General features: G+C 70.5%; 12 protein-coding genes. 5 read left to right on the plus strand and 7 right to left on the minus strand.

Going from position 1 to position 10,839, the window contains the following annotated elements:
• From VGO10_RS06570 to VGO10_RS06580, 3 genes are all read right to left on the minus strand, one after another.
• Positions 1-1,096 (minus strand): RNA polymerase sigma factor (locus VGO10_RS06570; protein WP_327466411.1); only part of this gene is annotated, 1,096 nt, incomplete at its 3' end.
• Positions 1,090-1,452, minus strand: a complete 363-nt coding sequence (locus tag VGO10_RS06575) for a YciI family protein (RefSeq protein ID WP_327466413.1) — start codon at positions 1,450-1,452, stop codon at positions 1,090-1,092. The genes VGO10_RS06575 and VGO10_RS06570, both read right to left, overlap by 7 nt.
• Positions 1,453-1,580: 128 nt before the next feature.
• The gene (locus VGO10_RS06580) at positions 1,581-2,273 is read right to left on the minus strand and encodes a crotonase/enoyl-CoA hydratase family protein (RefSeq protein ID WP_327466415.1); all 693 of its coding nucleotides are present in this window, start codon (positions 2,271-2,273) and stop codon (positions 1,581-1,583) included.
• Positions 2,274-2,332: 59 nt separating this feature from the next.
• On the opposite strand from VGO10_RS06580, the gene VGO10_RS06585 reads away from it, so the two are divergent.
• From VGO10_RS06585 to VGO10_RS06595, 3 genes are read left to right on the plus strand one after another with little or no spacing between them, the layout of a single operon-like run.
• Positions 2,333-2,926, plus strand: coding sequence for a TetR/AcrR family transcriptional regulator (locus VGO10_RS06585; protein ID WP_327466417.1), 594 nt, complete (start codon positions 2,333-2,335; stop codon positions 2,924-2,926).
• Between the two features lie 43 nt (positions 2,927-2,969).
• Positions 2,970-3,668: a DJ-1/PfpI family protein gene (locus VGO10_RS06590; RefSeq protein WP_327466419.1), complete on the plus strand. Its 699-nt coding sequence runs from the start codon at positions 2,970-2,972 to the stop codon at positions 3,666-3,668.
• A gap of 33 nt (positions 3,669-3,701) precedes the next feature.
• The gene (locus tag VGO10_RS06595; protein ID WP_327466421.1) at positions 3,702-4,208 is read left to right on the plus strand and encodes an MGMT family protein; all 507 of its coding nucleotides are present in this window, start codon (positions 3,702-3,704) and stop codon (positions 4,206-4,208) included.
• A 15-nt stretch (positions 4,209-4,223) separates the two neighbouring features.
• Here the strand turns inward: VGO10_RS06595 and VGO10_RS06600 are convergent, their stop codons facing one another.
• Entirely contained in the window at positions 4,224-4,877 is a 654-nt protein-coding gene (locus VGO10_RS06600; protein WP_327466423.1) for a helix-turn-helix domain-containing protein, read from the minus strand.
• 88 nt (positions 4,878-4,965) lie between these two features.
• Between VGO10_RS06600 and VGO10_RS06605 the strand changes: the two genes are divergently transcribed.
• Positions 4,966-6,309, plus strand: coding sequence for a cytochrome P450 (locus VGO10_RS06605; RefSeq protein WP_327466425.1), 1,344 nt, complete (start codon positions 4,966-4,968; stop codon positions 6,307-6,309).
• A 324-nt stretch (positions 6,310-6,633) separates the two neighbouring features.
• On the opposite strand, the gene VGO10_RS06610 is transcribed toward VGO10_RS06605, so the two are convergent.
• On the minus strand, positions 6,634-7,908 hold the full coding sequence (locus VGO10_RS06610) for a Fic family protein (RefSeq protein ID WP_327466427.1): 1,275 nt from the start codon (positions 7,906-7,908) through the stop codon (positions 6,634-6,636).
• A 130-nt stretch (positions 7,909-8,038) separates the two neighbouring features.
• Between VGO10_RS06610 and VGO10_RS06615 the strand changes: the two genes are divergently transcribed.
• Positions 8,039-8,656 (plus strand): hypothetical protein, encoded by a 618-nt coding sequence (locus VGO10_RS06615; protein WP_327466429.1) that lies wholly within the window; start codon positions 8,039-8,041, stop codon positions 8,654-8,656.
• A 27-nt stretch (positions 8,657-8,683) separates the two neighbouring features.
• On the opposite strand, the gene VGO10_RS06620 is transcribed toward VGO10_RS06615, so the two are convergent.
• Together VGO10_RS06620 and tsf are read right to left on the minus strand one after the other, a co-directional pair.
• The gene (locus VGO10_RS06620; protein WP_327466431.1) at positions 8,684-10,183 is read right to left on the minus strand and encodes an amidase; all 1,500 of its coding nucleotides are present in this window, start codon (positions 10,181-10,183) and stop codon (positions 8,684-8,686) included.
• A gap of 144 nt (positions 10,184-10,327) precedes the next feature.
• On the minus strand, positions 10,328-10,839 hold a 512-nt coding region (tsf, locus tag VGO10_RS06625; RefSeq protein ID WP_327466433.1), incomplete at its 5' end, for a translation elongation factor Ts.

Below are 10,839 nucleotides of genomic sequence, written 5' to 3' on the forward strand. Positions count from 1 at the left end.
GCCCGAGCCGCCGCAGCAGCTCCCCCCGCGCGGCGTGCAGGTAGTGATAGTCCTCGAGAAGCGCCAACCCATCGACGATCGCCAGTCCCGCCGCCGGCCCCTCGGCCTCCGCCACCGCCACCGCGCGGCTCAGCTCCACCACCGGCGAGTCGGTCAGGCGCGCCAGCTCGCCGTAGAGCCCGGCGATCTGCGCCCAGTCGCGCGGCTCGTCGGCGTGCAGCGCGGCGATCGCGGCCTGCAGGACGTACGGGCCGCGGCCGCGCAACGCGAACGCGCGGTCCAGCACCGTGCGGCCGGCGTCGATCTGCGCACGGTCCCACAGCGCGCGGTCCTGGTCGGCGAGCAGGACCAAGTCATCGTCCTCGCTCAGGCGTGCCGCGCGGCGCGCGTCCAACAACATCATCATGGCCAGCAGCCCATGGACCTCGGGCTCGTCGGGCATCAGCTCGGCCAGCGCACGGCCGAGCCGGATCGCCTCGGCGGCGAGGTCGCTGCGGGCGGGCGGGGTCGAGTACCCCTCGTTGAAGATCAGGTAGATGACGGCCAGCACGGCGGTGAGCCGGTCGGGCAGGAGGTGGTCCGGCGGCACGCGAAAGGGGATGCCCGCGGCCTTGATCTTGCGCTTGGCGCGCACGAGACGCTGGGCCATCGTCGGCTCACCGACCAGGAACGCGCGCGCGATCTCGGGGGTGGTCAGACCGCCGAGCGTGCGCAGCGTCAGCGCGACCTGGGCGTCGACGGCCAGCGACGGATGGCAGCAGGTGAAGAGCAGCTCGAGCCGCTCGTCGGGGAAGGTGGGGGCTGCCTCGTCCATGGGGTCCTCGATGGTCTGCGGGACCTCGAGCAGGCCGACCTTCTCGACCAGCACGCGGTTGCGGCGGATGCGGTCGATCGCGCGGTTGCGCGCGGTCGTGATCAGCCAGGCGCCCGGGTCGCTCGGGACGCCGTCGCGCGCCCAGCGCTCGGCGGCGATCGCGAAGGCCTCCTGCGCGGCCTCCTCGGCGAGGTCGAAGTCGCCGAGGAAGCCGATCAGGGTGGCCAAAACGCGACCCCATTGGTCGCGAAAGGCCCGCTCGAGCTCGAGCGGTGCTACCACGCGTTCTCCATGATCGGGCGCACCTCGATCGCGCCACCCAGGCTCGCGGCCGGGATCTTGGCGGCCAGCTCGATCGCCGCATCGAGGTCGTCGGCCTCGAAGATCAGGTAGCCGCCGACGGCCTCTTTGAGCTCGACGAACGGCCCGTCGGTGGTCAGCGTCTTGCCGTCCTGCACCCGCACCGTCGTCGCCAGCTCCGGCGGCTCCAACGCCAGCCCGGACGTCACACCCGGGTTCTCGTTGATCTCCTTGTAGGCGGCGTAGACCGCGTTCTGCTCCTCCTGCGACAGGTCCTTCCACGACTCATCGCGCGGCGTCGGCGTGGTGCCCTGATGGATCAACAGCAAGTACTTCATCGGGTCCTCCTTGAGTGGATGGTCGCAGGGAGACGAACGGCGCGGGCGCAAATCGACAGTGCTGGGTACGTTGACCGGGATATTCCCGGTCAAAGCGACCGGTGCTCGCCGTGCGCCACTCGGCGGACTCACCACTCCCGGCCGTCGCCCTCCAGGCGCGCGATGCCGTCCTCCAAACCGGCGAGGACCTCGCGGCGCACGCGGACCTTCGCGGCCGCGTGGGCTACGGCGTCGATCGTGGCCAGCTGCTGGGCGGCCGTGAGGGCGGCGGTCTGCAAGTCTTCCGCAGAGACCACCTCGTCGAGGAAGCCTGCCGTGCGGGCCTCTTCCGGACCGAGCAGCACACCCGTGACCGTGCAGCGGTCGAAGGCCGGGCGCGGCAGTCGGTGGCGGGCGATCTCGATGGCGAACCATGGGATCGTCAGCCCGATCGCCACCTCGTTGAGCCCGATGCGCCCGTCGCCCGCGGCGCCAACGCGGTAGTCGGCCGACAACAAGAGGAAGCCGCCCATGGCAATGGCATTGCCCGGACAAGCGACGACAACAGGCCGCGGGAACGAGAGCATCCGCGCCGACAGTCGCGCACCCGAGGCCATCATCGCCGGCCAGCCCGCGGGCTCAACCTTGAGGTCGAAGCCGGCCGATAGCGTCCGCTCACGGCCGGCGAGCACGACGACCTTCGCCGCTTCGGCCTCGGCGCGATCCAAATGCCCCAACAACTCGGCGGACATGTCGGGCGACATGGCGTTGACCTTGCCGTCGTCCATCGTGATGGTCGCGATGCCGTCGGTCAGCTCGTAGCGTGTGCGTGTCGTCGTCATGGCGCGAAGCGTACCGGAACATCGTTTCAAAACAAGTACCCAGTATTCTCCAAAAACAGATGCCGCGTCCCAAGCAGCGCACACCGGAGCTCGCCGAGCAGGTCCTGCAGGCGGCGCTGCGCCTCCTGGCCGCCGAGGGCCCGGCCGCGCTGACCGCCCGCCGCTTGGCCGACGCCGCCGGGACCTCGCCTGCCGCCGTCTACGAGCTCTTCGGCGACAAGGCCGGCGTCCTGCGCGCAGTCTTCTTTTCCGGCTTCGAACACCTGGCGCAGGAGCTCGGCACGCCGGACCCCGACGCTGCCGGCCTCGACGAGCTCCACACGCTCGCCCAGCGCTACCGCACGTTCATCGTCGCCCATCCGGCCCTCTCGGCGATCATGTTCTCCCGCCCGTTCGCCAGCTTCGACCCGGCGCCTGAGGAGCAGGCCGCCGGCGCCGCGGTGCGCAAGCGCATCGTCGCGGCGGTCAAGGCCGCCATCAAGGACGGACAGCTCCAAGGCGATGCCATTGACATCGCCCACGCCTACGTCGCGCTCATCCACGGGCTGGCGGCGGCCGAGAGCTCGCAGCGCCTCGGCGGCTCCAACGCCACCATCCAGCGCCGCTGGAACGCGGGCGTCGGCGCGTTGCTGGCGGGCTTCGCGGCCTCGTAACCCTACGGCGCCGAGCCGCTCTGCGATGCTGCGCCATCCGCCCATGAAGATCGCTTACGTCATCTACCCCGACTTCACCGCGCTGGACCTCATCGGCCCCTACGAGGTCATCAGCCTCTGGCCCGACGTCGAGCTGCACTGGGTCGCCACGACGACCAGCCCGGTCTCCAGCGACCACGGTCTCACCGTCCTGCCGACAACGACCCCCGCGCAGCTGCCCGATCCCGACGTCGTCGTCATCCCCGGATCGAGCAAGCCCCTCGGCCCGCTCGACGATCAGGCCCTGCTCGATTGGGTGCGCCAGGTCGCCCCGACCGCCACCTGGCTCGCCTCGGCCTGCACCGGCTCCGGCGTCTACGGTGCCGCCGGCGTTCTGGCGGGGCGGCGTGCCACGACCCACTGGGCCTTTCGCGAGAACCTCAAAGCGATGGGCGTCGACGTCGTCGCCAACCGCGTCGTCTTTGACGGCAAGTTCGTCACCGGCGCGGGCGTCTCGGCCGGGATCGACATGGCGCTCGCGCTGACCGCGCGCGTCCATGGCGACGAGCTGGCCAAGGCGATCCAGCTCGGCATCGAGTACGACCCCGAGCCGATCTTCGACTCCGGCTCACCCGACAAGGCCGCGGCCTCGACGCTGCGGCTCTCGATGCGGATGCTGATGGGCGACACGCCGCTGCGCACGATGGGGCAGAGCAGCCGCCGGCTGGTTGGCGACCGCCTCCGCCGGCTGCGCCGCGCCTGAAGTCTGACCTCCGCCGGGGGTACCGTGATTGACATGGTGGTGTTCTCGACGGCTCTCGGAACGTGCAGCGTGTCGTGGAGCGCGCGCGGGATCACCGGCGTCTCGCTTCCGGGGCCGCGCCCGCTCAGCGGCGTCGACATCCACGACGCCGACGACGTCCCCGCGCCCGTTCGCGATGCCATCGCCGGCATGGTCGCGCTGCTCGACGGCGAGCACCGCGACCTCACCGCCGTCACCCTCGACGAGGACGGCATCGACGCATTCCGGCGCCGCGTCTACGCCGCCACGCGCGCGGTCGCACCCGGCACGGTGGCGACCTACGGCGAGATCGCCCGCACGGTCGGCTCACCCGACGCGGCTCGCGCGGTCGGCGCCGCGCTCGGCAGCAACCCCTTCCCCATCATCGTGCCCTGCCACCGCGTCGTCGCGGCCGACGGCGCGCTCACCGGCTTCTCCGCACCCGGCGGCGTCGTCACCAAGCGCCGCATGCTCGAGATCGAGAACGTCCCGGGCTTCTCCCAGACATCCCTCTTCGCCTGAGCCCTGCGCGTCGAGCTACCGCGCGTCCGGGTCCTCCATTGCCGCACACAGCTCCTCATCGCGCTCGGCCGCGCGGATGAGCACCGACATCGCGGTCCCCAGCAGTCCGGACGAGAGATGGGCACGGTCGGCGACGCGGATCAGGCCAAGGCCCATGCTGAGGCCGAGCATGACGTTGGCGAAGTGCCGCGCGGCCTGAGGTGATTTCTCCATCCCGGCATCGGTCCGGCTCTCCGAAGCGAACTGCGCAAAGGTCATCCGCAGCGCCTCCAAGCCCGCCGCAAAGCGCTCCCGCAGCTGCTCGTCACGTCCGGCGGCCAGCCAGAACTCGATCAGCAACCGGAACGCTTCCGGAGCCTCATCGAGCTCGCGCATCCACTGGTCGCTGCCAGCGAGCGGACGCTTCCAGGTCGTCTCGTCGCGGTCAAACAGCGCGACCTGCTCGGCGATCTCGGCTGCCAGGTACTCCTCCATGAGCGCCACCAGGAGGTTGTCCTTGGAGCCGAAGTGCCCGTAGACCGCGCCCTTGGTGAGACCGGCCTCCTCGGCGACATCGTCAAGCGTCGCGCCGGCGAAGCCGTGAGCGGCGTAGACCGTCGCTGCCGCCTGCAACAGCTTGGCGCGGGTGGCCGCCTTGCGCGCGCTGCGATCGAACTCACCGCGGGGCATCAGGCCCACGTCCAGCTTGACTCATACTGACCAGTACATATACTCAGCGGCACGCGTTCGACACTACAGCGAGAGGACGATCACGACCATGCAGGCAACGCTGCCGCCCGGCCCACGACTGCCGTCGCTGCTGCAGACGATCGGCTGGTGGAACCGACCGACCGTCTACGTCGAACGCCTGCGTGCGCGCTACGGCCCGCGCTTCACCATGCGCCTGCTCGGCCAGTTGCCGGCCGTGATCCTCTCTGACCCTGACGACCTGCGCGAGGTCTTCATGGCCCCGCCCGACGTCCTGCACCCGGGCGAGGGCGCGCGGATCCTCGCGCCGATCGTCGGACCCCATTCGCTCATCCTCCTCGACGAAGCGCCGCATCTGGAGCAGCGCAAGCTGATGCTCCCCGCCTTCCACGGCGAGCGCATGCAACGGCTCACCGGTCTGATGACCGAGCTGACCGACCGCGAGCTCGACAGCTGGCCCATCGACGAGCCGGTCGCGCTCCACGAGCGGCTTCAGCAGCTGACGATGGAGATCATCCTTCGGGCGGTCTTCGGCCTCGACGAGGGCGCGCGCCTCAACAGCCTGCGCGACCGGCTGACGTCGATCCTCTCGTTCGGCGACAGCCCGCTCTCCCTGCTGCCGCCCGCACAGCGCCTCCTCGCCGGCCGCGGCCGCTTCGGCCGCTTCGAGGAGGACAAGGCGCAGGTCGATTCTGAGCTCTTCGCGCTGATGGCCGATCGCCGCCGCGAGGGCGGCGAGCGCGACGACGTGCTCGCCATGCTGCTCGCTGCCGAGCACGATGACGGCTCGCCGATGTCCGACGAGGAGATCCGCGATGAGTTGGTCACCGCCTTGGTCGCCGGCCACGAGACCACCGCGTCATCGCTGGCCTTCGCCTTCGAGCAGCTGGCCCGCCGGCCCGAGGTCCTGGAGCGCCTCGCCGCCGACGCCGCGACCGACGACGACCGCTACCTCGACGCCACCATCAACGAGGTCCTGCGCCTGCGCCCGGTGCTCCCCAACGCCGAGCCCCGCCTGGTCAAGCAGGAGGTGACGATCGGCGGCTGGACCTACCCGCCGAACGTCGTGCTGATCGCCAGCGCCGCGCTCGTCCACCACGACCCCAAGATCTACCCCGAGCCCCACGCCTTCCGGCCGGAGCGCTTCCTGGACACCAAGCCCGGCACCTACACCTGGATCCCGTTCGGCGGCGGCCGCCGGCGCTGCATCGGCGCCAGCTTCGCGCTGCTGGAGATGCGCATCGTCCTGCGTGCAGCGGCCGAGCGCTTCACCGTTTCCGCCGCTGGTCCGCCGCCGCGGCCGCGGCGGCGGATGATCACGATCACGCCCGGCGATGGAGCCCTCGTCCGGCTCGGTCGGCGCGAGCGCCCGGCGGCCCGCGCCGCGGTCCAGGATCACGCGCTGAACGTCTGAGCGCCCCGCGACCGCCCGCTTGCTTGTTAGACACACAGATGGTGTCCAAACCGGTAAGATGCCCGCGGACCCGCGTTGAGGCCCTTCTCCCCTGGAGACCTTGACGCACCGATGTGGTGGAGGGATCTGGACAGGACTCTCGCCGCCGCGTCGTTTGACCTGGGCGCTCCCTCAATACGCGCCCGCCAAGGTCACCGATGAGACACCAGGGCGAAGAGGTCATGCGCGTGGGGCGTAACCCTCTTCGCCCGTCTCACCGGCTGGCGATCATCTCTGAGACGGCCTGGGTTCGACGGCGTCGACCGCGAGCTAAGCTCCGCGCCTTCAGGCCCGCCTCTGGGGCACCCGTCGACCTGGCGGCGTGCGTCGCGTGTCACCGTCGGGGCTGGGGAGCTGGCGCTCGAGGTCGGTGAACGCGTCGATGAGGTCAACGGCTTCGAACGCGCGGTTGCGGCGTCCGGCGGTGGTCTGCTTCAGCACCCCGGCTTCGAGCAGCCGCGGGATCGCGTTGTTGATGGCCTGTTCGCTGCGGTCGATCAAGGCCGCGGCGCTCTGGACGGTGATGACCGGCGCGCCGGGCAGCGCGCGTAGCAGCCGGTCGGTCGCCGAGTCGGCGCGCGGCCGGCCAAGCGCTTCGCGCCAGGTCGCCTGCACTTCGGCGACCCGCTGCTCGTAGCGCTCCGCATCGGCGACGGCACGCGTCGTGGCGGCGGCGAACAGCGCAATCCAGGCGTCGAGGCCCTCAACGGCTTCCCGTGAGCTCGCCTCACCGCGGTAGCGCGTCCCGGTCAGGCCGTTGATGTAGTCCTGTGACCACGTCGCCAGCATCAGCGAGACCGGCGGGACGACGACGGGGGCGAGGCCGCGGCGGCGAAGGATCACGTGGATCAGCGCACGGCCCGTTCGTCCGTTGCCATCGATGAAGGGGTGGATCGTCTCGAACTGCGCGTGAGCGATGGCAGCGTGGGCGATGGCCGGCAGCGCGTCGTCGTTGCAGAACGCGCAGAGATCGTCGAGCAATGTGAGCACACGCGTTGAGGGCGGCGGGACGAACGCGGCCGAGCACGGGTTGTAGGAGCTGCCGCCGATCCAGTTCTGCTCCGCTCGCAGCCTGCCGCCGTGCTCTTCGATGCGGGTACCCGCGAGCAGCCGTGCGTGGATGGACAGGAGGTGGTCGACGGTGATCGCCTCGGCACGGGTTGCCGCCTCGACGGCCCACCGTATGGCCTCGATGTTGTTGAGGATCTCGGTCGCGGTGACGTCCGCCGGATCGTCGCCGAGGCCGACGGCCAGTTGGGCCTTCAACAACCGGCGGCCTCCGACCTCGAGCCCTTCGATCCTCGACGACGCGACCGCTTCGGCGCGCAACAGCAGCCGTGCGACCGCCTCGGAATCCGCCAGTCCTCGAGCCTCCCGGTTGAGACGCTGCACCGCGCGCTCGGCATCAGCGACATCCGCAGCCGTCCCACCGCTCAGCGAGAACGTCCGGCCGGCCAGCAGGTCAGGTACATAGGCCTCGTAGTCGCAACCGCGCCGGGCGCTGCGTGGCAGGCCAGAGGCCGGATTCGGCGTCCACGTAAGCTTGACGAGCTCAGGCACATACTCAAGGTTAGCGTCTAACCTTTGGTATGCGAGAAGTTCGCGCCTACGCGTCCAGCCGCCGCCGATCCCCCCGATACGGTTCGCGCGTTAGGTCCAGTCCAGCATTTCCAGCAGCAGAGAGGAACCCGTGAGGCACAGACTTCCCAGCCCCGCGATGGTCGTGGCGATCATCGCGCTGGTGATGGCGATGAGCGCGACCGGCTACGCCGCGTCGACGATCGCGAAGAACTCGGTTGGATCGGCGCAGCTCAAGAAGAACGCCGTGAGCAGCACGAAGGTCAAGAACGGTTCGCTGAAGGCCGTGGACTTCGCGGCCGGGCAGATCCCGAAGGGTGCGACGGGTGCGACCGGGGCGACGGGTGCCGCCGGAGCGGCGGGCCCGGCGGGTGCCAAGGGCGCGACCGGCGCTGCCGGCGCCCCGGGACCGGCTGGGGTCGTCGGCGGGACGGTGATCCACCGCATCGACCACGTCCTGGCCGACGGCCAGTCGACCGCCGCCGACCAAGGCAACGTCGAGTGCGCTCCGGGCGAGACGCCGATCAGCGGTGGCGCCAACTACACGCCGATCACCCACGGTGACGCGCGGTTCTCGGGCAGCGGTCCGCGCAACGGGTCGCTCGCGTCGCCGACGGTGCCCGTTGACGGCGACCCGTGGACGATCTGGCGCGGCACGGCCATCAACCCGGCCGGTGGCGACACCACCGCGGTGACGGTGCGCGTCTACATCATCTGCGCCACCTCGTAGGACTCGGCGGATGCAGCCGGTCGGCGCTCAGAGCGCCGGCCGGCGCGCCGCCCACGGCTGCGCCTGCTCCAGTTGCGACGCCAGCCGCAGCAGCAGCGCCTCACCGCCGGGCGCAGCGACGAACTGCACGCCGAGCGGCAGGCCGTCGGCCGTCCAGTGCAGCGGAACGCTGGCGGCCGGGCGACCGGTGAGGTTGGCCAGCTGCGTGTAGGGGACCCAACCCAAGTTGTCGTCGATCATCTTGTCGACGACGCCGAGGCGTGACAGCAGGCCCGCGCTCCCCGTGCGCAGCAACAGGCGGGCGAAGGGCTTGAGCGCGCGCGGCGTGTCGAACTGCCCGATGCGCGGTGGCGGCGTGGCGAGGGTCGGCGTCAACAGCAGGTCGTGACTCTGGTGGAAGGTGGCCAGGCCACGCACGTGCTCGTGCCGGTGCTCGAGCGCCGCGCAATGCTCGACGCTGCTGATCGCGCGGCCGAGCGCCGCCATCACCAGCGTGTCGAGCTCGAAGCCGTCCTCGTCGGCGCCGGTGAGGCGGCGGACGTCGGCGACCAGCCATGCCGCGTGGACGAACCAGATGTTCAGGAAGTCGCGGGCCAGCGCGGCGTCGTCGAAGGGCGCGGCCACCGGCTCGACCTCGTGGCCGAGCGACTCCAGCAGCTTTGCCGCCTCGGTCACGGCGGCGATGGCGCTGGGGTGCGGGTTGGCGTTGATGGCCGAGTTGGTGTGGAAGCCGATGCGCAGGCGACCGGGGTCGCGGCCGACCTCGTCGAGGAAGGGGGTGGTGGGCACCGCCGGCGCGTAGGGGGCGGTCGCGTCGGGGCCGGCGAGGACGTCGAGCATCGCCGCGCTGTCGCGGACGCTGCGGGAGATGACGCCGTTGGTGGCGGCGCCGTGCAGCGGCTCGCCGGCGATGGGGCCGAACGGGATCAGCCCACGGCCGGCCTTGAGGCCGAAGAGCCCGCAGCAGGCCGCCGGGATGCGGATCGAGCCGCCGCCGTCGTTGGCATGTGCGATCGGCACCACTCCCGCGGCGACGAACGCCCCCGAACCCGACGACGACGCCCCGGCCGTGTAGTCGGGGTCCCACGGGTTGCGTACGGGCCCGATCCGCGGATGTTCTGCCGATCCGTTGAAGCCGAACTCCGACATCTGCGTCTTGCCGAGCGGCGAAAGGCCGGTCGCCAGAAACACCCTGGCGAAATCGCCGTTGGCAGCCTGCAGTCGGGGCTTCCAGGCGTCGGTGCCCTGCATCGTCGGCATGCCCGCCACGGCGATGTTGTCCTTGATGAAGGTCGGCACGCCGTCGAAGTAGCCGCCGTAGCGGTGCGTGGCGGCGGCGCGGTCCCGTGCGCGGTCGAACGCCTCGTAGGCCATGCCGTTCAACTGTGGGTCGACCTTCTGGGTGCGGGCGATGGCCGCCTCGACCGCGTCCGTCGGGGACATCGCGCCGCACCTCAATGCCTCGGCCACCCCGACCGCGTCCAACTCGCCGAGCGCGTCGTCGTCGAACGCGGAAACCGATGTCATGCGTCCGACGCTAGCAACACACGTGTCAAATAACGTCCGCCGGGTCGCCCTGCGAAACCAGAAACCCCGCGCCTACCGGGATCTCCGGTGGGCGCGGGGTTTCCTCGAGAGTGGCGTGGTGAGCCGCTCACGTTGGTTGGGTGCTCAGGCCTGGCCGACCTCGAAGCGGACGAACCGCGTCACGGTCACGCCTGCCTCGTCGAGCAGTGCCTTGACGGACTTCTTGTTGTCGGACACCGACGGCTGGTCGAGCAGCACGACGTCCTTGAAGAAGCCGGTGAGGCGACCCTCGATGATCTTCGGCAGCGCCTGCTCCGGCTTGCCCTCGTTGCGTGCGGTTTCCTCGGCGATGCGACGCTCGTTGGCCACGATGTCCTCGGGGACCTCGTCACGCGTCAGGTACTTGGCCTTCAGCGCGGCGATCTGCAGGGCCACCGCGTGCGCGGCGTCCTTACCATCACCCGTGTACTCGACGAGCACGCCGACGGCGGGCGGCAGGTCTGCCGCACGCTTGTGCAGGTAGGTCTCGACATTGCCGTCGAAGTAGGCAACCCGACGCAACTCGAGCTTCTCGCCGATCTTGGCCGACATGTCCGCCACGGCCTGCTCGACCGTGGTGTCACCGGCCTTCGCGGCCTTCAGCGCGTCGACGTCGG

It is taken from the genome of Baekduia sp. (assembly GCF_035996765.1).
Taxonomy (GTDB): domain Bacteria; phylum Actinomycetota; class Thermoleophilia; order Solirubrobacterales; family Solirubrobacteraceae; genus Baekduia.

Excerpts from the sequence above, each read along its gene's own strand:
- VGO10_RS06580 (WP_327466415.1), bottom strand. The coding sequence starts at position 2,273 with ATGACGACGACACGCACACGCTACGAGCTGACCGACGGCATCGCGACC.
- VGO10_RS06590 (WP_327466419.1), top strand. The coding sequence starts at position 2,970 with ATGAAGATCGCTTACGTCATCTACCCCGACTTCACCGCGCTGGACCTC.
- VGO10_RS06605 (WP_327466425.1), top strand. The coding sequence starts at position 4,966 with ATGCAGGCAACGCTGCCGCCCGGCCCACGACTGCCGTCGCTGCTGCAG.
- VGO10_RS06620 (WP_327466431.1), bottom strand. The coding sequence starts at position 10,183 with ATGACATCGGTTTCCGCGTTCGACGACGACGCGCTCGGCGAGTTGGAC.
- VGO10_RS06585 (WP_327466417.1), top strand. The coding sequence starts at position 2,333 with ATGCCGCGTCCCAAGCAGCGCACACCGGAGCTCGCCGAGCAGGTCCTG.
- VGO10_RS06600 (WP_327466423.1), bottom strand. The coding sequence starts at position 4,877 with ATGCCCCGCGGTGAGTTCGATCGCAGCGCGCGCAAGGCGGCCACCCGC.
- VGO10_RS06595 (WP_327466421.1), top strand. The coding sequence starts at position 3,702 with ATGGTGGTGTTCTCGACGGCTCTCGGAACGTGCAGCGTGTCGTGGAGC.
- VGO10_RS06575 (WP_327466413.1), bottom strand. The coding sequence starts at position 1,452 with ATGAAGTACTTGCTGTTGATCCATCAGGGCACCACGCCGACGCCGCGC.